The 26,241-nt window shown below is 31.9% G+C and carries 20 protein-coding genes; 19 read left to right on the forward strand and 1 reads right to left on the reverse strand.

All coding sequences use genetic code 11. The features are described from left to right. The first annotated feature begins 162 nt into the window (after positions 1-162). The 11 genes from LJD34_RS10900 (at position 163) to LJD34_RS10950 (ending at position 12,985) form a co-directional block, all read left to right on the forward strand. The gene (locus tag LJD34_RS10900) at positions 163-1,317 is read left to right on the forward strand and encodes an ATP-binding protein (protein WP_118473648.1); all 1,155 of its coding nucleotides are present in this window, start codon (positions 163-165) and stop codon (positions 1,315-1,317) included. A gap of 8 nt (positions 1,318-1,325) precedes the next feature. Further along, positions 1,326-2,885: an NAD(P)/FAD-dependent oxidoreductase gene (locus tag LJD34_RS10905; protein ID WP_227359876.1), complete on the forward strand. Its 1,560-nt coding sequence runs from the start codon at positions 1,326-1,328 to the stop codon at positions 2,883-2,885. A gap of 1 nt (position 2,886) precedes the next feature. Next, positions 2,887-3,435, forward strand: a complete 549-nt coding sequence (locus LJD34_RS10910; RefSeq protein WP_032090633.1) for a manganese efflux pump MntP family protein — start codon at positions 2,887-2,889, stop codon at positions 3,433-3,435. A 30-nt stretch (positions 3,436-3,465) separates the two neighbouring features. Continuing rightward, positions 3,466-4,641: an HD domain-containing protein gene (locus LJD34_RS10915; RefSeq protein ID WP_147579445.1), complete on the forward strand. Its 1,176-nt coding sequence runs from the start codon at positions 3,466-3,468 to the stop codon at positions 4,639-4,641. A gap of 48 nt (positions 4,642-4,689) precedes the next feature. After that, positions 4,690-5,016 carry a cyclic-di-AMP receptor gene (locus tag LJD34_RS10920; RefSeq protein ID WP_022000754.1) on the forward strand — a complete coding sequence of 109 codons (327 nt, stop codon included), beginning with the start codon at positions 4,690-4,692 and terminating at the stop codon, positions 5,014-5,016. Positions 5,017-5,070: 54 nt separating this feature from the next. Beyond that, a complete protein-coding gene (locus LJD34_RS10925; RefSeq protein WP_227359877.1) occupies positions 5,071-6,585 on the forward strand; it encodes a bifunctional folylpolyglutamate synthase/dihydrofolate synthase in 1,515 nt (504 codons plus the stop codon). Between the two features lie 219 nt (positions 6,586-6,804). Then, positions 6,805-7,635 (forward strand): folate family ECF transporter S component, encoded by an 831-nt coding sequence (locus tag LJD34_RS10930; RefSeq protein WP_227359878.1) that lies wholly within the window; start codon positions 6,805-6,807, stop codon positions 7,633-7,635. A 178-nt stretch (positions 7,636-7,813) separates the two neighbouring features. Further along, entirely contained in the window at positions 7,814-8,581 is a 768-nt protein-coding gene (locus LJD34_RS10935) for an ATP-binding protein (RefSeq protein WP_227359879.1), read from the forward strand. A gap of 661 nt (positions 8,582-9,242) precedes the next feature. Beyond that, entirely contained in the window at positions 9,243-11,786 is a 2,544-nt protein-coding gene (locus LJD34_RS10940) for a cation-translocating P-type ATPase (RefSeq protein WP_227359880.1), read from the forward strand. A 37-nt stretch (positions 11,787-11,823) separates the two neighbouring features. After that, positions 11,824-12,273, forward strand: coding sequence for an AI-2E family transporter (locus tag LJD34_RS10945; RefSeq protein ID WP_200764806.1), 450 nt, complete (start codon positions 11,824-11,826; stop codon positions 12,271-12,273). A gap of 13 nt (positions 12,274-12,286) precedes the next feature. Further along, positions 12,287-12,985 carry an AI-2E family transporter gene (locus tag LJD34_RS10950; protein WP_234697778.1) on the forward strand — a complete coding sequence of 233 codons (699 nt, stop codon included), beginning with the start codon at positions 12,287-12,289 and terminating at the stop codon, positions 12,983-12,985. A 179-nt stretch (positions 12,986-13,164) separates the two neighbouring features. On the opposite strand, the gene LJD34_RS10955 is transcribed toward LJD34_RS10950, so the two are convergent. Further along, a complete protein-coding gene (locus tag LJD34_RS10955) occupies positions 13,165-14,697 on the reverse strand; it encodes an IS1634 family transposase (RefSeq protein ID WP_227359882.1) in 1,533 nt (510 codons plus the stop codon). On the opposite strand from LJD34_RS10955, the gene LJD34_RS10960 reads away from it, so the two are divergent. The 8 genes from LJD34_RS10960 (at position 14,675) to LJD34_RS10995 (ending at position 25,945) form a co-directional block, all read left to right on the forward strand. After that, complete coding sequence (locus LJD34_RS10960; RefSeq protein WP_118347553.1) at positions 14,675-15,724, forward strand: cytidylate kinase family protein; 1,050 nt, start codon at positions 14,675-14,677, stop codon at positions 15,722-15,724. The genes LJD34_RS10955 and LJD34_RS10960 overlap by 23 nt on opposite strands. 84 nt (positions 15,725-15,808) lie before the next feature. After that, the gene (locus tag LJD34_RS10965) at positions 15,809-16,972 is read left to right on the forward strand and encodes an MFS transporter (protein ID WP_227359883.1); all 1,164 of its coding nucleotides are present in this window, start codon (positions 15,809-15,811) and stop codon (positions 16,970-16,972) included. A gap of 1 nt (position 16,973) precedes the next feature. Further along, positions 16,974-17,642 carry an HAD family hydrolase gene (locus LJD34_RS10970; protein WP_022001877.1) on the forward strand — a complete coding sequence of 223 codons (669 nt, stop codon included), beginning with the start codon at positions 16,974-16,976 and terminating at the stop codon, positions 17,640-17,642. Continuing rightward, positions 17,629-18,108, forward strand: coding sequence for a DNA-deoxyinosine glycosylase (locus LJD34_RS10975; RefSeq protein WP_022001876.1), 480 nt, complete (start codon positions 17,629-17,631; stop codon positions 18,106-18,108). Before LJD34_RS10970 ends, LJD34_RS10975 begins: the two co-directional genes overlap by 14 nt. Positions 18,109-18,213: 105 nt before the next feature. Further along, entirely contained in the window at positions 18,214-18,525 is a 312-nt protein-coding gene (locus LJD34_RS10980; protein ID WP_234697862.1) for an MATE family efflux transporter, read from the forward strand. Positions 18,526-18,652: 127 nt separating this feature from the next. Then, a complete protein-coding gene (nagE, locus tag LJD34_RS10985) occupies positions 18,653-20,086 on the forward strand; it encodes an N-acetylglucosamine-specific PTS transporter subunit IIBC (RefSeq protein ID WP_117782357.1) in 1,434 nt (477 codons plus the stop codon). A gap of 5 nt (positions 20,087-20,091) precedes the next feature. Then, positions 20,092-20,928 carry a PRD domain-containing protein gene (locus tag LJD34_RS10990; protein WP_227359884.1) on the forward strand — a complete coding sequence of 279 codons (837 nt, stop codon included), beginning with the start codon at positions 20,092-20,094 and terminating at the stop codon, positions 20,926-20,928. Positions 20,929-21,076: 148 nt separating this feature from the next. Continuing rightward, positions 21,077-25,945, forward strand: coding sequence for a discoidin domain-containing protein (locus LJD34_RS10995; RefSeq protein ID WP_227359885.1), 4,869 nt, complete (start codon positions 21,077-21,079; stop codon positions 25,943-25,945). The last annotated feature ends 296 nt before the right edge of the window (positions 25,946-26,241 follow it).

The raw sequence follows: 26,241 nt of genomic DNA on the forward strand, positions 1-26,241 counted from the left end.
TTGTAATTGACGGTGAAGGTTCAAAGGTTATTTGCAAAGACTAATTTGAAAATTCCAATCTAATAAATTGCATGATAACTTAGAGTAAAAATGAATACCCATTAGCCGGAAATGAATAGAAAATGAATAAAAGAGTGGTGTTTCGTATAATTATGAGTTAGTATGCATCAGACACATTTTTGTAAAAAGGGAGTTAATTTATGTAAAAAAAATAATTTGGAATATATAGAAATAGATGTTCCGTCTTATCCAATAGCTATATCTTGTAAAGGAAACTATTATTTTAGAAGTGGGAGTACATCACAAAAGTTGGCAGGTATTGAATTAGAAAGTTTTATTTTACGTAAAAGAGGAGCAACTTGGGATAACGTTCCATACCCATTAGTAAAAATAGAAGATTTAGATCAAAACGCTATTCAAAAGTTTAAAGAACTTGCAATTCGTAAAAAAAGAATAGATGATACGATTTTAGAAGAAGATACGGAAACATTATTAGATAAACTTCATTTGATAAATAATGGTTATCTTACAAATGCTGCCTTACTTTTGTTTTCAAAAGATCCAGAGAGATATTTTACAGGTGCTTTTATAAAAGTAGGATTTTTTGAAACAGATGCTGATTTAATTTATCAAGATGAAGTAAGAGGATCACTTTTTGAACAAATTGATAAAGTTATAGAACTTATTTTCTTTAAATATATGAAAGCTAAGATTTCATATGATGGACTTCAAAGAGTTGAAGAATACTTTGTAAGTGAAGCAAGTATGAGAGAAGCTATATTAAATGCTATTGTTCATAAACAATATGAATCTGGTGTACCAATACAAATAAGTGTTTATAAAGATAAGCTCTATATTACAAATGTTGGAAAGCTTCCAGATCATTGGACAGAAGAAACTCTTTATCAAAAACCTGGCTCTAAGTCCTATAATCCTAATATTGCGCATGTTTTCTATTTAGCAGGACATATTGAGTCATGGGGAAGAGGTATAGAAAAAATATTTGATTCCTGTATAGAAAATGATTTACCAATGCCAAAATATTATATTAATCCTACGGATATTATGATTGAATTTGATGCACCTCAAAGATTGGTGATTGATAACTTTTCAAAGGTGACTAATAGGGTGAACGATACAATGAATAAGATACTAGAATCCCTATATGATGATCCTGGATATACAATTACCGAACTTGCAAATATTATGAAAATGAGTAGAAAGAGTATTTCAAATAATATTAAAAAGTTAAAGGATTTAGGAATTATTGAAAGAGTTGGAAATAACAAAAAAGGATATTGGAAAATAAAGAGATAGGAGAAGGTATGTTAAAAGTAAGTAATATTGCAGTTTCTTTAGATGAAAAAGATTATGCTAAAGTTATTGCGAATACATTAAATATAAGAAAATCACAAGTAAAGAATGTAAAGATTGCTAAAAAGGCAGTCGATGCAAGAAGAAAGAATAAAGTACATTTTAATATGGGCTTTACTTTTGAATATGTCGATGAAGATCAATTATTAAAAACACATAGTAAACAAGTAAGTAAAGTTAAAGAATATCATTATGACAAGTTAACACCAAATAATCAAACAATTATGGTTGTTGGAAGTGGGCCAGCAGGATTATTTTGTGCCTATAATTTAGCGCGTAGTGGGCAAAATGTAATTTTGATTGAACAAGGTAAATGTGTTGATGAAAGAAAAAAAGATATCGATACTTATTTAGAAACAGGTAAGTTAAATACTCAAAGTAATGTTCAATTTGGAGAAGGAGGAGCAGGAACGTTCTCTGATGGAAAGTTGACGACAGGTATTAAGGATTATCGTAAACAATTTGTATTGAATACTTTTTATGAACATGGTGCAAGTGAAGATATTCTTTACTTAAATAAACCACATTTAGGAACAGATGTTTTAATTAATGTGGTTAAAAATATTAGAAAAGATATTGAAAAATGTGGAGATGTTCGTTTTGAAACAAAATTGGTAGATATTATTATTGAAGATAATCAATTAAAAGAAGTTGTTTTAGAAAATAATGAAGGAACATATAAAGAAAAAGTAGATCAACTGGTATTGGCTATTGGTCATAGTGCGAGAAAAACCTATGAAATGCTTTATCAAAAACAATTAGAAATCTCTCAAAAAGCTTTTGCAGTGGGAATGCGTATTGAACATAGTCAAGAATTTATTAATAAAAACCAATATGGAAAATTCTATGATCATCCTGCATTAAAAGCGGCTGATTATAAATTGGCGGTGCATACAAGTCAAAAAAGAGGAGTCTATACTTTCTGTATGTGTCCTGGTGGTTATGTCATGAATGCAGCCAGTGAAGAAAAAAGACTGGTTGTTAACGGGATGTCAAATTATAAACGTGATAATAAATACGCTAATAGTGCTATCTTAGTCAATGTGACACCTAATGATTTTGGTAGTTCACATCCGCTTGCTGGGATGTATTTTCAAAGAAAATTAGAAGAAAAAGCTTTTGAACTAGGAGGAAGTGATTATTCAATTCCAGTTCAAAGAGTGGAAGATTATTTAGAAAATAAAGAAAGTAAAGAAAAAATAGAGACAAGTTTAAAAAGAGTTAAAAATGCTAATCTCAATGCATTACTTCCTGAAACCTTGAATATAAATTTAAAAGAAGGACTTCTTTTAATGAATAATAAGATTAATGGATTTACAAGTAATGCCACATTACTTGGTGTTGAATCAAGAAGTTCTGCACCAATCCGTTTTTATCGAGATGAAAATATGGAAAGTAATATTAAAGGGATTTATCCAATTGGCGAAGGTGCTGGATATGCTGGAGGTATTATGTCAAGTGCAATTGATGGTTTGAAATGTAGTGAGGTATTACTCAAAGGAGAGAGATAATGTGTCATTATTTGAACTTGTTGTTATTTCAATTTCATTAGCGATGGATGCTTTTACTGTTTCGATGATGTATGGTATTTCTATGCCAAAAGGAAATATTAAGAAACAAAGCTTCATTGCTTTTTATTTTGGCTTTTTTCAGGCATTGATGCCTTTTTTAGGATATCATTTAGGATGTGTATTTTCAAAAAAGATACAAGCCTATGATCATTATATCGCTTTTATTTTTTTAATGATTGTTGGCATCAATATGTTAAAAGATGCTTTTAGTGAAGAAGAGACAAATTATAATTTTAAATTATTAGATTTAACAATTCTTGCTTTTGCAACAAGTATTGATGCTTTTGCTATTGGTATGACTTTTGCTTTTTTAGAAGTAGCTATTTATCAAGCTTTATTGATTATAGGAATTATTACTTTTCTATTATGTTTGTTTGCTTTACAAATTGGACGTTATTTAAACAATAAGTTTCAAAATAAGGCACTTATTTTTGGGGGCATTGTTTTGATTTTAATTGCTTTTAAAACATTGTTGGAGCATCTCTTTTGAAAAAAGTATATAATGAAATAGGTGACAAGTATGAAAGAAGAAGAAAAAATTATAAAAAATACTATAAAGAGAACAAAAGAATATGATCGAACACTTTCTCCCTATGCTTGTAAAACAAGTGAATGCCAAAAATTAAGAAAAGAAGAAAGTGAACATGAAGAGTTTGATATTCGTTGGCCTTTTGAAGAAGATATTGATCGTATTTTATATTGTAAATCTTATCAACGTTACACAGATAAAACACAGGCTCTTTCATTTTTTCAAAGTGCCCATATTTCTAAACGTTCAATCCATGTTCAATGGGTTTCACGTATTGCCAGGCAAATAGGAAAAGGTTTGAATTTAAATTTAGATTTAATTGAAGCGGCTGCTTTAGGACATGATTTAGGACATGCTCCTTATGGTCATGTAGGAGAAAGAGCGTTGAATGAAAAACTACAAGAAAAAGGTTTTGGATATTTTTGTCATAATGCTAATAGTGTACGAAATATTCTTTATTTAGAAAGGAATGGGAAAGGCTATAATGTTTCTTTACAAGTCTTAGATGCTATTTTGTGTCATAATGGTGAAATGCTTTCTAAAAAATATGAACCAGATCGTAAAAAAACAAAAAAACAATTCTTACAAGAGTATCATGATTGTTGGCATAAAGAAAATGCCAGCCTTGAGTTAAAACCAATGACTTTAGAAGGATGTGTGGTTCGTATTTCAGATGTGATTTCTTATATTGGAAAAGATATTGAAGATGCTATGAGTGTAGGTATCTTACAAAAGAAAGATCTTCCTGAAAATGTAGTAAAAGTATTAGGAGATAATAATAAATCAATTATGAATAAATTAATTGGTGATTTGATGATTCATAGTTATCAAAAACCATATTTACGTTTTTCTCATGAAGTCTTTGAAGCATTATCATCCCTACTTTCCTTTTTAGGAGAAAAAGTCCATCATCATCCTGTTCTTGAAAAAGAAAATGCTAAACTTTCAAGAATGGTTAAAGAACTCTTTGATGTTTATTTAGAAGAATTGGAAAATAATGATCAAGATTCGAATATTGTTAAGTTTAAAAATAAGATGGTAGAAAATTATCAAAATATGCCCAATCCTTTGATTGTTTCTGATTATTTATCAATGATGACGGATACTTATGTTTTAAATGATTATGAAAGAAAATTTTTACCAATACTTCATGGTGAAAAACTTTAATAATTATTTTATTTGGTGTAAAATATAAATATACAGGAGGGATGGCTTATGAAATTAATTATTGCTATCGTAAATTCTGATGATAGTTCATCAGTACAAGCCGCACTTACAGAAGAAGGATACTTCGTTACAAAATTATCAACAACAGGTGGATTCTTAAAGAAAGGAAATACAACATTCTTTATTGGAACAAATGATGATAAAGTTGAACATGCTGTAGGTATTATTAAAGAAAATTCTAAAAAACGTGTAGAAAAAGAACCTACTGTTCCACCTACTGAAATGGGAGAATTCTTTACTCCGATCATGGTAGATGTACTTGTTGGTGGAGCAACAGTTTTTGTATTAGATATTGAACAATTTGAAAAATTTTAGAAAAAGGACATTGTCCTTTTTTTTTAATCCTTTATAATATTTGTGGGTGAAATTATGTCTATCAAATTATTAAATGAAAAAAGAATGGATGAATTAATACAATTTATCCATCAAGAAGAAATAACAAAAGAATATTTAAAACAAAATCAAAAGATTATTTATATCAATGAAAATCAAAATATCAATGGGGTTATTATTTTTGATGTTATCAAAAATGAAATAGAACTTTGTTTAGGAACTGATGAAATTAAACAACAATTAATAGCAGTCATTAAAAAAATAGCTCTAAAAGATATCGTTTATCAAAATAAAATCATACAAATAAAAACAAAAAAACAATTTAAACACTATGAAGAAGTCTATGACTTTATTCATCAACAAAAAGATCGTGTCTATAGTTTAGATAACTTTAAAAAATATATGCAAGAATTTTATAATATCCAACATGCTTTAAAATGTATCCATGTTTGTGGAACAAATGGGAAAGGTTCGACTGTTAATTACATGAAAGAAGTTTTAAAAAAACAGGGGTATATTGTAGGAACTTTTACTTCACCAGCACTTATTTCTAGGTTAGATGTCGTACGTATCAATGATGAATGGATCAAGGAACAATTTATTGTTGATGTTGCTAATAGATATGTGGATAATTGGTTAAAGTATGAGATTTCTTTATTTGAAATAGAAGTTTTTATTTCTATTCTTTATTTTATTTATCAAGGAGTCGACTATGCTATTTATGAAGTTGGTTTAGGTGGAGAATTAGATGCAACGAATATTATTTTACCAATGGTTTGTGTTAATACGAATATTGGGTTAGATCATATGGATTATTTAGGTGATAGCTATGAAAGTATTGCTAGAGCGAAAGCAGGAATTATTAAAGATCATGTTGATTTTATTACCGGAGAACATAAACAAGAATGTGTTGATATTTTTAGAGATACTTGTGAAAAGCGTCATAGTCATTTGATTCGTTTAGATCGTATTCATGATTTACAAGATGGTGAAAATGTTAAATATACATATAAGGATTATAATATTGTTTTAAATACACCAGCTCTTTATCAAATTGAAAATAGTGCTTTAGCATTAGAAACCTTATTATATTTAAAGAAACATCATTTTATTGAATTAGATGAATCTTCAATTGTTGAAGGTTTATTTGAAGCTAAGTGGGCAGGACGTTTTGAAATCATAAGTGAAAAACCACTGATTATTTTAGATGGGGCCCATAATCGAGAAGGTGTTGATGAACTCTATCGTTCTGCACGTAAATTACATAATTTAAAAATCATCTTTTCAGCATTAAGAGATAAAGATACGGACTATATGATTGAAAGATTATTAGATTTGACGTATGATATAACCGTCTGTGAATTTAAACATCCACGTAGTCAAAGTGCAAAATTATTAGCAGGGGACTATCCGGTAAAAATTGAACCGGACTTTAGAAAAGCTTTAGACGATATTTATTTACAAGAAGGAACATTTTTGATTACGGGATCATTGTATTTTATTTCTGAAGTAAGGAAATACTTATTACAAAAGATTCATAGCAAATACTAAAGAAGGAGGAGTCTACTTTTAGTAGCAATTGTGTACGGTTTTATATCGGAATTAACGCCCGTGGACTAGCAAGAGGACGAAGCGGGAAAGCATATGTACGGTTTTATATCGGAATTAACGCCCATGGACTAGAAAGAGGACGAAGTGGGAAAAAACATATGTACGGTTTCTTACCGGAATTAACGCCTGTGGACTTATAAGAGGACGAAGCAGGAACAATTGGTTTTTTTAAGTAGCAATCAAACGATGATTCAAATTATTTTAGGGGTTATTATTGTTTCGATTGGGATATTTGTTTTTTATAAATATCCAATGAAAAGCGATGTGCGACAAATGACATTGGGGGCTTTATTTGTCATTCTAGCTATTATTTTAAAAAGGTTAGCTGTGATGGTACCTTTTCTTGGCTTTCCAAGTTTAAAAATTACATTAGAGGTATTACCTTTAATCGTTGCTGGTTTAATATTACAACCAGGGTATTGTTTTATAGTTTCTATTGCCACAGATTTTCTAGGTCTTGTTCTAGCAAATGCTGGAGGATTTCCTTTCTTAGGATTTACTTTAAATGCGGTTTTACAAACTGAAATACCATGTCTATTAAAGATTTATTTAAATGAAAAAAATGAAAGATTATTAGAAAGAATTGTAAAAATAGTAATGGTCATTATTTCGTTACTAGGATGTCTTTATGTTTTTAAAATCAATGAAGTTAATATTTCAGGATCTTCATATCAAGTAACATTACCAATTAAATTTACAATCTTTGTCATCATTGCAGCAATGCTTACTATTCTCTTTATTTTTATAAGATATTATAAAAATAAACTCAAAGAAAAAGATTTACACTTATTTCATTTAAGTATTCTATCAGTTGTGGCTATTGAACTAACAGTAACGATGTTTTTAACACCATATTGGTTACAAACAATGTATGGAATACCATTCTTTGCATCACAATTTGTAAGAATTTTAAAATCATGTGTGATGATACCTGTAGGTATTATCATTGTATATACAATGAATCGAATGATTCAAAAAGTTATTAGATAAAGTTTTGGATATTGTCCAAAGCTTTTTATTTTGTACCAAAAATAAAAGATCAAATTAATAAAGAAAATTTGATAATTTTTGACAAATTTATAGCAAAAATTACAAAACGGGCAATTTGTTGTACTTAAAATTAAAAAACAGGACAATTGGTGTATTGTATAGATGGAGGTGTTGCTTTATGCATAGAAAAAGTTCGATTTCTATTAGAGAATGGCTTGAAAATTCTAATAAAGCACTTTTAGTAACGGGTATAAGACGTTATGGGAAATCTATTTTGCTTAAGCAGATTATGGATGAAATGAAAGAGGATCAAGGTGTTACCGATGATCATATTATATATATGAACCTGGAAGATATGAAATACGCATTTATAAAGAATGCGATGGATTTGTATGGGTATGTGGAGAAACTTATCGTTGATGAAGAAAAGTATTACATTTTCTTAGATGAGATTCAGATGGTTGAAGAATTTGAACGGGCTATAAATTCTTTTCACGCAACAAAAAATGTAAGTATTTTTATCACGGGTTCCAATAGCTGGCTGTTGTCGGGAGAATTAGCAACATTGTTATCCGGAAGATACGTGAGTTTTCGGGTGATGCCGTTTCGTTTTCAGGAAATGTGTGAGATGTTGGGAGTAAAGAAAGAAGAAGCGTCTGAAAAAGAATTTATGGACTATATTACATGTGGCGTAATGCCACAGCGCTTTTATTTTAAAACCGAAGAAGAAACTAAAGTGTTTATGACAGATTTGTATGATTCTATTGTGTTGAAGGATATTTTCTGGCGAGGTCAGGTGAGGGATGTAGATGCACTGAACAGACTATTGGAATACATTGTATTGAACTCTTCGCAGACATTTTCTCCAACATCGATTGCCAAGTATTTTGAAAGTGTAAATCGAAAAGTAGCACCGGATACTATAATAATTATATGGAAAAGATAGTTGCAGCGATGGTCATGAATAAAGCAATGCGCTATGCTATCCGAGGAAAAAGGGTATTGACCAGGTTTGATAAATATTATCTGACAGATGTAGGGTTTGGAAAAATCAAAAATACAGATTCAAGACAGAAATAGGTGGTCTTATAGAAAATGTTGTATATAATGAGTTTTTAGTTCGGGGATATGAAGTATATGTGGGAAAAACGACAAAGGGTGAGATTGATTTTGTAGCAGTGAAAGACGGAAAGAGTATTACCAGGTCGCATATTTGCTAGCAACGGAAGATGTCATAGAAAGAGAATTTGGGGCATATAAGGATATTCAAGATCATTATCCGAAATATGTACTTTCCATGGACAGATTTGATTTTTCAAGAGAAGGAATCATACATCAGAATATAATAGATTATTTGATGGAAAGGTAAAAAACCCGTTGACAGATTCGAAAGAATCGACTATATTAACTTTAATAAAAGGGAGTAACTGGCGCCTGTAAGTCTTGCAAAGTAGAGAATCAGGCGTTTGCGATGTCGTCAGTACGATGAGTGATCATCCGTATCGTAATGAAATGGTGAGACTTTTATTGCATATTTTTGGTGTGCAATAAAGGTCTCTATTTTTGTACACCAGATGAGCCATAATAGGAAAAAGGAGGTACAAATTATGTTGACAAATGAGCAGGCGAAGGAAAATCTAAAGAAATACGGACCGAATGAACTGGAAGAGGGAAAGAAAAACAGCGTCTTTCAAATATTTTTAGAACAGTTCAAGGATTTTCTTGTAATTATTCTGATCATCTCCGCGGTGATCTCAGGATTTCTTGGAGATGTGGAGAGTGCGATTGTAATTTTTGTAGTTATTACGATGAATGCGATTCTTGGAACGGTGCAGACGGTGAAGGCAGAGCAGTCGCTGAATAGTTTGAAGCAGCTGTCGGCACCGGATGCGAAAGTTGTGCGTGACGGGCAGTTGATGCAGGTGCCGGCGAAAGAAGTGACCGTCGGTGATGAAGTGATTGTGGAGGCAGGAGATTTAATTCCGGCAGATGGAAAGTTACTTACAGTTGCAAGCCTTAAAGTGGACGAAAGTGCACTGACAGGTGAGAGTCTTTCAGTGGAGAAGTCTTTAGATGAAGTGCCGGAGGGCGCAGCACTCGGAGATCAGACAAATCGTGTATTTTCCGGAAGCTTCGTGACTTATGGGCGAGCATCTTTTGAAGTAACGGAAGTCGGAATGAGTACGGAGGTCGGTAAGATTGCCGGACTTCTGAAAAATGCATCAGAGAAGCAGACACCGCTTCAAAAGAATCTGGATGATTTTGGTAAGAAGTTGTCTATTACAATCCTTGTATTTTGCGGAATTTTATTTGCCATCAGCGTGATTCGCGGAGAATCGATTGTAAATGCATTTCTATTTGCGGTAGCGCTGGCGGTGGCAGCTATCCCAGAGGCGCTTAGTTCTATCGTGACCATCGTGCTTTCCTTTGGTACACAGAAGATGGCGAAGGAGCATGCAATCATCCGTAAGCTTCAGGCGGTTGAAGGACTTGGCAGTGTGTCAATCATCTGCTCTGATAAGACGGGAACTTTGACGCAGAATAAAATGACTGTGGAAAATTATTATGTAAATGGAGAGAGTGTCTGTTCCGAAGAGATTGATCTGAAGGATCCGGCACAGCGAGAGTTACTGATGTTCAGTATGCTTTGCAACGATTCTACAAATCACGATGGTCAGGAGATTGGGGATCCGACGGAGACAGCTCTTATTAATCTTGGCAGCCTTTTGGGAGAAGATTATGCACAAGTACGTGATGAACACCCAAGGCTTTCCGAGGTACCGTTCGACAGTGACAGAAAACTTATGTCCACGGAACATTTTATAGACGGACGGTACGTTATGGTCGTAAAAGGTGCGGTCGATGTGCTGCTTGATCGCATGAGTCACATTCAGGATGGAGATATTCTAAGAAAGATTACAGAAGAAGACCGCGTCAGAATTGAAGTGCAGAATAAACATTTTTCAGAAAACGGACTGCGAGTTCTTGCATTTGCATTTAAGACGATGGAACAGGAGCAAGGGCTTACATTAAATGATGAAAATGACCTGACATTCCTGGGACTGATTTCCATGATGGATCCGCCGAGAGTGGAGTCTAAAGATGCAGTCGCAGAATGCATCAAGGCTGGAATCAAACCGATCATGATTACAGGAGACCATAAAGTAACAGCAGCGGCTATTGCCAAACGAATCGGAATTCTGGAAAATATGTCGGAAGCCTGTGAAGGTGCGGTTATTGAGGATATGACTGATGAAGAACTTCAGGATTTTGTACCACAGATATCCGTCTATGCGAGGGTTTCACCGGAGCACAAGATCCGTATTGTGCGGGCATGGCAGGAGCGTGGAAATATCGTGGCAATGACGGGAGACGGAGTGAATGACGCTCCGGCACTGAAGCAGTCAGATATCGGAGTTGCCATGGGAATTACGGGAAGTGAAGTGGCGAAAGATGCGGCAGCTATGGTGCTGACGGATGATAACTTTGCAACGATTGTCAAGGCAGTGGAAAATGGACGAAACATTTTTCAAAATATTAAAAATGCGATTCAGTTCTTGCTTTCTGGAAATTTTGCAGCGATTCTTGCAGTTTTGTACGCATCACTTGCAAGTCTGCCGGTTCCATTTGCACCGGTACATCTGCTGTTCATCAACCTTCTGACAGACAGCCTGCCGGCGATTGCACTTGGACTGGAGCCGCACAATCCGGAAGTGATGAAAGAAAAACCGCGTGCCATGGGAGAGTCCATTTTGACAAAACCATTTCTTACAAGCATCGGAGTGGAAGGTCTGTGTATCGGAATCATGACCATGACAGCATTTATGATCGGATATCGCGATGGAAATGCAGTGCTGGCAAGTACGATGGCATTTGGAACACTTTGCAGTAGCCGTCTGGTTCACGGATTTAACTGTAAGGCAAACAAACCGATCATTTTTACGAAACGATTCTGGAATAACACTTATCTGATCGGAGCATTTGTACTTGGCTGGCTTTTGATTACAGGAGTACTGATGATCCCAGCACTTCAGGAAATGTTCAAAGTGCAGACACTGACGGTGGCACAGTTGATGACTGTATATGGACTGGCACTTTTGAATCTGCCGGTTATTCAGCTGCTGAAATGGATTAGAACACGAAAGAAATAGAGGATTTGACAGGATATTGAATAAAGGAAGGAATTGAATGGAACTGAATAAGGAAAATATGCGGAAAATCCGGAAGCTGATTTTGTTCACAGCACTGCTGATCGTGGTGCTGTGGAAATATGAAGAGGTGTTGGAGGTACTGGGATATGTGGGACATCTGATCTTTCCGTTTCTGCTTGGAGGAGCCATTGCGTTTGTATTGAATGTACCGATGAACTTTATCGAGCGGCACTTGTTTATGGAAAAAGTAAGAAAAAATAAAGTGTTAGATAAGCTTGCAAGACCGGTGAGTCTGTTGAGTGTACTTTGTATCGTAGTTGGCGTGTTGACGGTAGTAATCTTTGGTGTTGTACCTCAGCTTGTAAATACATTTGGAAATCTGGGGCAGAGTATTACCCAGTTCATCCCACATGCACAGGCGTGGGGGAAAAGAGGTCTTTCATGGAAACAAGGAGGTTGTCGAACTGATCAACAGTGTACAGTTTGACTGGGACAAGATTGTGGAGACACTGATTGATTTCCTGAATAATGGTGCTGGAAATATGCTGAGTTCGACACTCACCGCTGCAAAAAGCATTATCAGCGGAGTTTCAACATTTGTCATAGCTTTTTTATTTGCAATTTATATTTTGCTGCAGAAGAAAAAGCTTGGGATACAGGCGAAAAAGGTACTGTTTGCATTCGTACGAAGAGGTCGTGTGGAGGCTGTGGTGGAAGTCTCTTCCCTTACTTACAGCACATTTTCAAGCTTCCTGACCGGACAGTGCCTGGAGGCTGTGATTCTCGGAAGCATGTTCGTATTGGCCATGACAATCTTCCGGCTGCCGTATGCACTGCTAGTGGGAATCTTTATCGCATTTACCGCACTGATACCGATCTTTGGAGCATTTCTTGGCTGTGCGGAGGGAGCATTTTTAATCTTCATGGTCGATCCGATGAAGGCACTTATGTTCATCGTGTTGTTTCTTGTGCTTCAGCAGATAGAAGGGAACCTGATTTATCCGCATGTGGTAGGTAATTCTGTAGGGTTGCCGTCCATCTGGGTGCTGGCAGCGGTCAGCATCGGAGGCAGCCTTATGGGAGTAGTTGGAATGCTGATATTTATACCGATTGTGTCGGTGGCATATGCATTGTTCCGGGAAATTGTGTATTTGAAGCTGAAAAAACAGGGTGTAGATCCGGCAGAGCTGGAGGTTTAATAAAGACAATTAAGTCAGACCATTGAAGTGCTTATGTGTAGAATAATGTAAAAAATTAAGAAAAGTTCGTGTAGTTTAGTGTAAAAAAACGATAAAAATACATTGATTTTTACACGAATAATTCATATACTACCTGACTTTAGAAGTTCAAGACAAAAAAATGGTGCTAACTCGTTAACCTAGCGAGCATGCATCATTTTTATTTGTCTATCTGCAAGATAGTAATTTGTAAGTGGCTGATTGAGTTTTTTGCCAAGTTCTGTTATGAATTCAGAAGCTCGAGTTATATTGATGTATTTTTTATCATTTACTTTGACTAGCCTAAAATTTCTATAGAATTCACATATCTTTGATGTGCTGTATTTATTATCCAGAACTTTGAACTGTAATATTCTTGTAAGTAAAATCGTAACATAACATATTAAGAAATGTCCCTTGATACTGTTTTCTTTTTGAAGATATACAGGACGTGCATCAAGTTCACTTTTCATTACTCTAAATGACTCTTCGATTCTCCACAAGTTATGATAGGCATCATATATTTCGACATCCTTCATTTTTATTTCAGAAGTAACAAGCATATTATATCCTGCAAGGTCTCTGTCTTTTTTTATTGCTTCTTCATTTAATGTTACTATAGGATGATCACCATCGTTTGATGTAATAGTTATATATTTTCCAGATTCTCCATATTCACTTTTTTTAGCGGAATATGTTTTTAAATTTCTTGCTTTTTCAACCATCTTATCGATTTCCATAAGTTTTTTTCTTGCAAGTTTTGGATTGTAGGTACAGACTCTTTTTTCTCTTATTGTTTTTTTGACAATCTTACCATCATCATCTTTATAAGAATAGTCAAAATCTTCAATACATGACTTGTATCTGTATACTGTATTTCCATATTCATCCTTTACATCTTTATAATCATTATTAAGAAGTACCCATACCTTTTCTTTTTCAGAAAGCTGTTTTACAGATTTTGAAAATATATATCCATCACTGTTATTGACTGCCTGTATTATATTTCTTGCGCAGTTCAGCCCTTTATCGGCTATCTGAATAGTTTTTCCAGAGATATTGTTTTGATTTTTCATATCCTGAATGATGTTTCTCAATATTGGTTTTTCAGATTCGTTTCCAGGATACATCTTCTTGCCGATAGGAATTATATTGGCATCAAGGAGGAGCCCCATACCAACAATAGAATCATTTTTATTCTCTTTGGATGGACCGCGTCTTTGAAAGTCATTTTCCTTATCGATTTCAAAGAAGAAGTTGGTACAGTCAAAAAAAGAATGAGAAGTATCCGTACCATAGTTTTCTTTGGTGGCTACAGTAAATATTTCAACCAGCTTTTCATATTCGCTGTCAACGAATTCTACAGCGTCAAGAAGCTGATCATAGGAATAGTTCATTTCCTTAAATAAAGAAGGAAGAACATCATGAAAAGTCTTGTATTTAGAACAGGGCGCAACAGCTCTGGCAAATACAAGTGATGAAAAAATGTCAAAGACATTGAACTGAAAATTCCTGTTGGACTGTAAGAAGCCAAAGTGCTGTTCAACATCCAGGTTATTAAGGATATTGGCCAGAGGGAAATAGACAAGATATTTTTCAGGAGAAATATCGGAAATAAGTTTTTCAGTTTTCTTTTGGACTTCTTTTTCCATTTTCTTTTCAGCATTTGGATTGTCTAATACAATTATTTCCATTTTATCTTTTAATTATGGAATGAAAGATAGAAAAAGAATAGATGAATGTATTAAGTTTGGTATTGTTGATACAATCATTGTTTCTTTAATGATTACTTTATTATTTGAACTTCTTGCTCATCCATTATCACAATTATTTGGATTATCAGGAAGTACACAAGAAATGATTGATATTTGTAGTACAGCTTTACATATAGCAAGTCTGGGATTTGTTTTTATGGGTATTTCTGTCGCGATTCAAGGTGTTTTACAATCTATTGGTTATGCCATTAGACCTTTAATTATTGCTTTACTTCGCTTGGTTATTTTTGTATTTCCAATAGCCTACTTCTTTACTTTAACAGAAAATGTAACAACACTTGTTTGGTGGACATTTCCAATTTCTGAATTGTTGACAGTTATTGTTTCATTTATTATCTTGAAAAAATCATATAATGAAAGAATAAGTCCTATTAAAAATGAAAGTATAACAAATAATTTAGTAATTGCTATTTCAAGAGAACATGGCACAAATGGAAAAGAAATTGCGAGACAAGTCGCTAAAGAATTAAACATTGAATTTTATGATAAAGAAAGAATCAAAGAATTTGCTCTTAAACATGGATTTGTAAGTAATAAAGAAAGTGAAGATTATATTTATAGTCAATTCTTATCATTAGACATCAATAAAAATTCAATTATTCTTTTATCAAATGTTATTAAAGAAATTGCGAAGAAAGGAAATTGTGTTATTGTTGGAAGAGCTACAGATTATATTTTAAAAGAAGATGAAAAATTAGTAAGAATCTTCTTATATGCTCCTTTAGAATATCGTCTAAATAAAGTAATGGAAATTTATCATGATAGTCATGAGGATGCTCTTCGATATATTCATAAATCGGATCATTCTAGAAAAGGTTATTATGAAGTTATTTCTAATAAAACATGGGGTGATAAATCAAACTATGATTTATGTTTAGATTGTAAATTAGGAAATGAAACAATCAAAGATATTATTTGTAACTATGTTAAATCTTTAAATAAATAAATAAAGAAGTCTTTCAAAAAATGAAAAGACTTCTTTTCTTTTAAAGATATTCTATATAATGTCTTTTACATAGGGAGGGCTTATATGAGTAAATTAAGAGATCATTATTTATTTCATGCAGGTATTTCATGTTTTTTTTATTTAGGGTATGGTGCCTTTACAGTTGTTTTGTCAATGTATTGTCAAGATATAGGAATGTCAGCCTCACAAATTGCTTACATTGTATCCTTTGCACCACTTTTATCTATTGCAACACAACCATTTTTTGGATACTTGGCAGATAAGTGGCAATCACCAAGAAAAGTATCTATTTTATTATCATTTGCAAATATTGTTTGCATGTTTATTTTTGCAATTAGTCGTAATTTTTGGATTTTACTTTTATCATCAGGTCTAGCAGTATCTTTTATGAATGCTGTTACTCCTTTAACAGATCGTATTGGTGTTTCTTCACCTTATCAATTTGGTAAGATTCGTTTATGGGGTTCTGTAGGTTATGCCATTATGGCACAAGTCAGTGGACTTTTATATCAATATATTTCACCATTTGCTAACTTCATGGCTGGTATTTTAGGAACATTAATTACCATTATTTGTATTTATATGGTTTCTGATCCAAAGCTTTCAGAAGTTCCCGAAAAAGAAGAAAATAAATTATCGACAGTTGTTGTTATGAAAGAGCTTGTTCATAATATACCATTTATGCTCTTTCTAGTGATTTCATTTTTCTTTTGGGGAGCATGCTCCACAAACTTTAACTATTTATCATTATTTATTAAATCTCAAGGTGGAACAGCTTCACAAGTAGGAACCTACCAACTTTTTGCGTCATTATTTGAAATTCCGATGATTCTAGCAACAGACTATATCATTAAAAAGATACCTTATCGTTATATCATGATGTTTGCGATTATCATGTCAATGATCAATTTTGCATGGTATGCAACTTTACCTTCTGTTAATATGATTATTTATGTTTTTGTATTTAAAGGTTTTTCTACTGTACTCTTTACGATGATTACTGTAAGATTAGTAATGGTTTTAGTAAAAGAAGAATATGTCTCTACAGCCTATGGAATTCAAGCTATGCTTGGTAAAGGCGTAGGTGCAATGCTTTTCCAATTAATTGGAGGTAGAATTATTGATTCCATAGGAATGAATGGTTTCTATTTATTCTTATTTGAAGGAATTACGATTGCTTTTGTAGTGACACTTTTCTTTAGAATGCCTAGGAAAGTGAGAGTGTAGTATGTTAGAATTAAATGCTGTTATTTTTGATATGGATGGTTTGATGATTGATACAGAACCTGTAGGAAAGATGTTGGTGAAAACATCTCATGAAAAATTTGGTTATGAAATTACTGAAGAAATGTTTTATCATTTGATTGGTACAAATGAAAAGACATCAAAAGCTTATTATCATAGTGTTTTTGGTGAAGATTATCCTTATCAAAAGATTAAAGATTATCGAGATCAATTAAGAAAAGAATATTTTAATAGTCATCCTTTAGAAGTAAAAAAAGGTTTATATGATTTATTAGAAGATTTAAAAAAGAAAAATATTAAAATGGCAGTGGCTTCTTCAACACGTTATGAACGTGTTTTATCTAATTTAAAGAGTATTAAAGTTGATCATTATTTTGATGCCATTATTGGTGGTGACCAAATACAACATGGGAAGCCAGCCCCAGATATCTTTTTAAAAGCAGTTGAGTTGCTAGGGGTAAGTAAAGAAGATGCCCTTGTTTTAGAAGATAGTAAAAATGGAATTTTAGCAGCACATGCAGGAAATATTCCTGTTATTTGTATTCCTGATTTGATTCATCATTCTAAAGATATTCTTGATTTAACTGTAGGATGTTATGATTCTCTTGATCAATTAATAGATGTTATTGTTAAAAAAGATGACAAAGCATAATATAGAACCCGTTTATAATCAAGATTCTAGGATTCTTATTCTAGGATCTTTTCCATCTGTAAAATCAAGAGAAGCCAAGTTTTTTTATCATCATCCTCAAAATCGTTTTTGGAAAGTTTTAGCTGCTTTATTTCAAGAAGAAGTTCCACAAACAATTGAAGAGAAGAAAACTTTTTTACTTAGAAATCATCTTGCTTTATGGGATGTTATTGAAAGTTGTGACATTAAAGGATCAAGTGATTCAAGTATTACCAATGTTAAAGTCAATGATTTAGATTTAATTGTTAAAAATTGTCCTGTTGAAAAAATCATTACTAATGGCAAAGCTGCCAATCGTTATTATCATCAATATTTTGATTATAATTTACCCGTTATTCAATTACCTTCTACTTCACCAGCGAATGCCATGTATTCACTTGAAAAATTAATTGAGAAATGGAAGGTGATTTTATGGAAAGAGATTTAACACAAGGAAAGATAGGAAAATCTATTTTATTATTTTCTATTCCGATGATTTTAGGGAATTTATTACAACAATTTTATAGTTGATACTTATATTGTAGGAAAATATATTGGTAGTAATGCATTAGCTGCTGTTGGATCAAGTTATACATTAATGACATTTCTTACTTTTATTATTATTGGTTTATGTATGGGAAGTGGTATTTTATTTTCAATGTATTTTGGAGCTAAAAAATATGAAAAGATAAAAATGTCATTGATTCTAACAATTGTTTCACTTGGAACAAGAGTTCTTCTAGCCTACTTATTAGCGCCTTCATTTGGTGTAGAAATGATTTGGTGGGCAATTGTTATTGGATGGATTTTAGCGGATACAATTGGTATTGTATATGGTATAAAAATAGAAAAATGGTTCAAGTAAAAAATACTGCTTTTGCAGTATTTTTTATTAGCTATTTTGACTAGACAAGTGTATAATAATCTTTACCGTATGTGTCTACTTAGTATTATTTGGCATGATACGTAAGCGCTTACTAAAGGAGTTCGCTATGAAATATTTACAAAGATTAGGTAAATCACTCATGTTACCTGTTTCAATCATGCCTATAGCAGCACTACTTAAAGGAATTGGGTATTGGATTGATCCTACTGGATGGGGTATACATAACCCAATTGCTGCTTTACTCATTGCTGCTGGTGGAGCAATTATAGATAACCTTCCCATTTTATTTGCGATAGCTGTTGCTATGGAAATGTCTAAAAAAAGAGATACAGCAATAGTGTTAAGTGCTCTTGCTTGTTATATGATGATGACAACAATTCTATCATCTAAATGCATCGCATTAATATTGCAAATTCCAGAATATGCTGTGGATTTAGCTTTTCATAATACGCAAAGTGCTTTTATTGGTATTTTGGTAGGTTTGATTGTGGCTATTTCTTTTCAAAAGTTTGATCAAAAAAGATTACCTCAGTTTTTAGCTTTTTTTGATGGAAAGAGATTTGCTTCCATTGTTTCTATAGGAATTACACTTTTGATATCTTTAATATTTATTGATATTTGGCCAATGTGTTATCACTTTTTTATTTGGTTTGGAAAAGAAATCGCTAATTTTGGACCTCTAAGTGCAGGAATCTATGGTGTTTTAAATCGTTTATTGATTCCAACAGGCTTACATCATGCTCTCAATTCTGTATTTTGGTTTGATGTTACTGGTATTAATGATATTGGAAAATTCTGGGGAACAATTTCCGGTGGTGTTAAAGGTGTAACAGGAATGTATCAAGCGGGATTTTTCCCAGTAATGATGTTTGGTCTTCCTGGAGCTGCTCTAGCTATGTATCGTTGTGCTAGAAAAGAGAATAAGAAAAAAGTAGGTGCTATCTTATTTTCGGCTGCTTTAGCATCGTTTTTTACAGGTGTGACTGAACCACTTGAGTTTGCTTTTATGTTTGTAGCACCAACACTTTATTTAATTCATGCTTTACTTACAGGGATGATGCTTTTTATTGCAGCAACTTTTAAATGGATGGCAGGGTTTGGTTTTTCTGCAGGACTTATAGATTATGTTTTAAGTTTTAAATCACCATTTGCTAATAATATTTTATTTTTAATTCCTTTAGGAATTATATGCGGATTGATTTATTACATTGTTTTTAGAGTATTGATTACACGTTATAATATTATGACACCTGGAAGAGAAGAAAATGAGGTAAAGAAAGTAGAGAAAGTCGAAAATAATTTTGATGAAATTGCTATTCAATTATTTGAAGCATTAGGTGGTAAAAAGAATATTATAAGTGTTGATCATTGTATTACGCGTTTACGTGTAGAAGTTAAAGATATCTCAATAATAGATAAACAGACTCTATCAAAGATGAATTTTTCTCATATTGTTGAAGCAAGTGAGCATGAAATACAAATCATTATAGGAACTGAAGTTCAATTTATTGCTGAAATATTAAATGAAATACTAATGTAGGAGAAATGAAATTGAAGATTATAAAAATATTTAATAATAATAGTATTGCTGCTTTATCTGATGAATTAGGGGATATTATTTTAACAGGATCAGGAATCGGCTTTCAAAAAAAGATAGGTGATTTAGTTGATGAATCACGGATTGAAAAAACATATATCTTTAAAGAAAAAGGTGAAAAACGTATCCGTAGAGGAATCAATGATATTGAACCTATTTATTATGAAATTACTAGTTTATTAGTAAGCAAAGCAACAGAACAATTGAATACCCAATTTTATGGGGAAATCTTTCTAGCAATTAGTGATCATATTGCTTTTGCTATTAAACGAAAAAAAGAAAATATTGATTTGCCAAATGTAGTTTTATCTGAAACAAAAGCTCTCTATAAAAAAGAATATCAGTTGGGTTTATGGATTATAAAAATGATTAAAGAAAAAACAGATATTCAATTAGAAGAGGCAGAAGCAGGGTATATTGCATTACATTTAGTTAATTTTTCTACTAAAAACAACGCACAAAATACTTCTAAAATTGTTAACTTTGTAAGAGATGTCATTGAAGTGATTGAACAGACAATGAATGTTCAATTAGAATTAGATTCTATCGATTATGCAAGATTATCTACACATCTTAAGTTTTTAGCTGAAAGAGTTTTTCGACATGATATAGGAAATACAATAGATACAACAGAAAATATAAGAGATATGTTAAAAGAAAATATTCGGTTATCTCTTTGTGTTAATCGGATAAAAAAATTAATTCAAAAAAAATATCATTATACATTACCACCAGATGAACAAACATATTTATGTATACATATCAAAAAGAATTGTCACATTTAATGTAAGCGCTTGACAAAAAGTAATGCTATTTGTTATTGTATAGACAAGGATTGTTACTTTAAGTAGGCAAGACCAAATATATTGACGGCATTTTAGAAATGTTGTTTTTATGTTTGGTCTTTTCTTTTTAAAGAGAAGGGAGAAAAATATGAAATTGAAAAAGAAAAGTGTTGTAGCTGTATTAACATTATCGATGTCAATGGGTTCAGTATTATCGATGGTACCAGTTTTTGCAGAAACATCTCAACAAAATTTAGCGTTAAACAAAACAGCTTATGTTTCAGCTGAATATGGCACAATGCCTAGAAAAAATTTAACTGATGGTAATGAAAAAACACGTTGGTCAACAGAAAGTGGACCTACTCAATGGGCATATATTGATTTAGGACAAGAATATGAAATGAATAAGTTTCAAATGTTTTGGGAAAATGAATCGACTTATGCCTCAGCTTATAATATTTATGTTTCTAATGATCTTAATTCTTGGGGTGAACCAGTACTTTCAAGAACAGATAATAAAAATGTTGTCAGTGAAGAATTATTAGGTAGTAAAGTAAGTGGTCGATATGTTAAGTTAGAAGTTACAGAAATGAAAGGGTATCCTAATGTTTCATGTTATGAATTTAAAATTTTTAATACAGATGAAAAAGTACAAGATCCAAATACAAATGTTGCATTAAAGAAAACAGCAATCGCAAGTTCTCAGGAAGCAGAAAGTGTTAAAGCTGCAAATGCAGTAGATGGAAATACATCATCAGGTAGTTCTCGTTGGGGAAGTAATATTGGAAACGGACCAGATTGGATCTATGTTGATTTAGGTGAAAGAATGAATGTCAATACGGTTAAGGTATTCTGGGAAACACGTAAAGCAACAGCTCATAAGATTCAAATTGCTGATACTGAATCTACGCCTCAAGAAAGTGATTGGCAAACAGTTAAAGAATTTAAAGATCGTCCAAAATCTTTAACAGAAAAAATTGTTTTAGATCAAATCTATAAAGCAAGATATGTGCGTTTATATGTTGATTCACATACTTCAGAAGATCCAGATGGTGGTATCGCTTGGAATACGATTTCTATTTATGAATTAGAAGTTTATGGTGGAAATCCTGATGAAAAAATGTCAATGAGTGATGTTTTAAATGGAATTCAAGTAGAAACACCAAAAACTGGAGATAAAAAGTTAAAAGTCACTTTACCAGAAGTTGAAGGTTATACTGTTGAATATAATGGTACTGATTTTGAACAAGTCATTGATGAAGATTTAACAATTTATCAACCTATTAGTGATAAAAATGTTAAAGTATCATTCAAGATTACAGATAATGATACAAATGATTATAAATTCAAAGAAATTGCTGTTACAGTTCCAGGTAGTCAAAAAAATGACGAAACAGCGAATAAAGCACCAAATGTTTTACCAGAATTAGCTGAATGGAATGGTGGACATGGAAACTATACAGTTTCTAAAGGGGCAAGAATTGTTTATAAAGATAGTTCACTTCAAAAAACTGCAGAAGCACTTGCTAATGATTATGAAGATATTACTGGAAAAAGTATTGCTGTTGTAAAAGGTGAAAGCAAAACAGGAGATATTACTTTAGCTCTTACAAAAGATAAATCATTAGGGTTACAAGATGAAGGATATTTAATGGATATTGATGATTCAATCAATATTAAAGCTGAAACAACAACAGGGGCTTATTGGGCAACCAGAACGATTTTACAAAGTATTAAACAATCAGGAAATGTTCCTTGTGGGACAACAAGAGATTATCCACTTTATAAAGTAAGAAGTTTTATTTTAGATGTTGGACGTAAAACATTTACAATGGATTATTTAAAACAAATCGTTAAACAAATGTCATGGTATAAAATGAATGATTTCCAAGTTCACTTAAATGATAATTTAATTTCAATTGAAAGTTTAGCTGATCCAATGACAGGTTATTCAGCATTTAGATTAGAATCAGATGTTAAAAAAGGTGGAAACAATGGTTTAAATCAACAAGATTTAACAAGTACAGATTTATTCTATACAAAAAAAGAATTTAAAGATTTTATTAAGGATTCAAGAGATTATGGTGTAAGTATTGTTCCTGAAATTGATACACCAGCACATTCATTAGCACTTACTAAAGTAAGACCTGATTTAAGACATGGAACAAATGGACGAGAAAATGATCATCTAGCTTTAAGAGATAAATATGATGAATCATTAGGATTTGTACAAAGTATATTTGATGAATTTATGAAAACAAGTGATCCTGTTTTCGATGAACAAACTACAGTCCATGTTGGTGCAGATGAATATAATGCAGATAAAGAAGCTTATCGTCGATTCTCAGATGATATGTTGAAATATGTACAAGATTCAGGAAGAACAGCACGTATTTGGGGAAGTTTAACTCAATGTTCAGGAAAAACTCCGGTTAGAAGTAAAGATGTTCAAATGAATTTATGGAACTTTGGTTATGCGAATATGGATCAAATGTATGAACAAGGTTATGATTTAATTAACTGTAATGATGGTCATTATTATATTGTTCCTAATGCTGGATATTACTATGATTATTTAAATAACAATATTTTATATAATCAAGCAATCAACTCGATTAGTGGTGTCACAATTCCTGCAGGTGATGAACAAATGCTAGGTGGCGCTATTGCTGTATGGAACGATATGACAGACTATTTAGAAAATGGTATTAGTGAATATGATGTTTATGATCGTTTACAAAATGCAATTCCATTATTTGGTGCTAAATTATGGGGTAAAGGAGATAAAACATTAGATCAAGCTAATAGTTTAAGAACAACATTAGGAGATGCTCCAGGTACAAATTTTGGTTATGAAGCAGCTAAAGATGAAAATGGTATGATTGCTCATTATGATTTAGATAATCTTGATCAATTAAAAGACCATGAAAATATCGAACTTGCTTCATTAGACAGTCATGATGCATTACGTTTGTTAGGAAATAAAAGTTATGCTACTACATCATTTAGTACTGTTGGTTTGAATAATGATTTACGTGTAAAAGTTAAACGTGAATCTTCAAGTGAAGAGGAACAAATTTTATTTGAAAGTAGCTATGGATCAATTAAAGCTGTTCAAAAAGAAACAGGAAAAGTTGGATTAAGTAGAGAAAATCATGATTATTCATTTAATTATGAATTACCAGTTAACCAATGGGTTGAATTAGAATTCAAAAATAGAAAAGAAGTTATTGATTTATATGTAAATGGTCAATTAGTAGATACTCTTGGTGATGATGAACAAGTAAGTGGTAGACCATTAAAAGCAACAATGATGATACCGTTTGAAAGAATTGGAAGTAAGGAACATGCTTTTAAAGGATATGTTGATGATATTCGTTTAGGTACACAAAAAACATATGCTTCAACAATGGAATTGGATTATTTAGTAACAAGTGCAAGTTATATAGCAGATGAATCACAAAATAAACAATTACAAGAAAAAATAAAAGAAGCAAAAGTAATTTTAAAAGAATATGATCCAAATGAACAAACAATTTCAACTCTTACAGATGAAATTAAAGAATTAGTAAATGGAATTGATTACAAAAAAGCAAATTATACAAGAGTAGATCACTATTTAAATTCAATTCCAAAAGATTTATCTATTTATACAGAAGATTCTGTTAAAAACTTACAATTTGTTATTGATATGATTCAAAGAGAATTACCTAAATCAATGCAAGATACAGTCGATCAATATGAAGTAGAACTTACAAAAGCACTTACTAAACTACAATTAAAATCACAAGTTAATGTAAATTACATTGATAAAAGCAAACTTACAGCAACTGCTTCATCTTATCAACATGATGGATCAGATCCTAAAAATGTATTAGATGATAATCCATCAACAATGTGGCATACAGATTGGAATTTATCAACACCTCATTGGATTGCTTTTGAAAATAAAGAAGAAATGAGTGTCAATGGTTTAACATATGTTCCTCGTCAAACTGGTAAAAATGGAAATGTTACAAAATATCGTATTGAAATAAGTGATGATGGTGTTAATTGGAAAACAGTTAAAGAAGGTAATTTATCAAGTGATTCATCTACAAAAGTCATTGAATTTGATACAGTAAAAACAAAACATCTTCGTTTATACTACGTAGAAGCTGTTAATAATAACGGAAGTGCTGCAGAAATTAAATTACATCGTGCAGATGTACCAGCAGATGTTGATGGTTTAAAAGATGTTATCAATAAAGCTAAAGCTATGGAAGATATTGGATATTTATCTACTTCATGGAATCATTTACAGGATACAATTAAAGCTGCTGAAGGTTTAGTCAATGCAGAAAATCCTAACGCTAATGAAATTGAAATTATGAAACGTCAATTAACAGATGCAATGGTAAAACTTGTATTATCTGTTGATAATGAAAAATTAAAATCATTCGTTGATGATTTATCAAATCTTGAACAAAAAGATTATACAAAGGATTCATGGAAACAATTCCAAACTGTTCTTAAAGAAGCACAGGATGTTTTAAGTAATCTTGATGCTACAAAAGATGAAATCAATGATATGTATCAAAAATTATTAGATGCTTATAATGGACTTGTTACACTTAATGATAAATCTGGATTAACTGATTTGATTAGTAAAGCTGATCAACTTCAAGAAAAAGATTATACAAAAGATTCATGGAAACAACTGGTAGAAGCATTAACTCAAGCAAAAGAAGTATCTGCTAAAGAAGATGCTACAAAAGAAGAAATCAACGAAGCTATTTTTAATCTAGAAAAAACTATGAATGCTCTTAAAAAAGTAGATTCATCTACTAAAGATGATAATACTTCAAAAGGAAATACTTCATCTAAAGATAATCAAGTAATTACTTCTACTACTAAAAATGATAAAAAACAATCTTCAACTGCTAAAACAGGTGATGAAACAAATATTATTTTATTTGTATTAATGGCTTTCATGTCATGGTTAGGTATTAAAAAAGTAAAAAAAGAAGAATTATAAAAATAGATGCCACTATTAAGTAGTGGTATTTATTTTGTCTAGACAAATTTATTGTAAGCCCTTGCATAGACAAAGAGTGTATGTTACAATACAGGATGTAAATACGGATTGTTACTTTAAGTAGGCAAGACCAAATAACTTACATTTTTTTAGTGTATCTTATTTGGTCTTTATTTTTTGGTTTGTATTTGCAAATTAAGATTACATTATTCATTTAAGGGAGCAGTAATGTAAATAAGAAAGCTAACTATATAAAATTCAAGTGATTTTATGAAAAAGTTTGAAAATATTTAAAA

The organism is Faecalibacillus sp. MSK20_93 (assembly GCF_020589945.1).
Taxonomy (GTDB): domain Bacteria; phylum Bacillota_I; class Bacilli_A; order Erysipelotrichales; family Coprobacillaceae; genus Faecalibacillus; species Faecalibacillus intestinalis.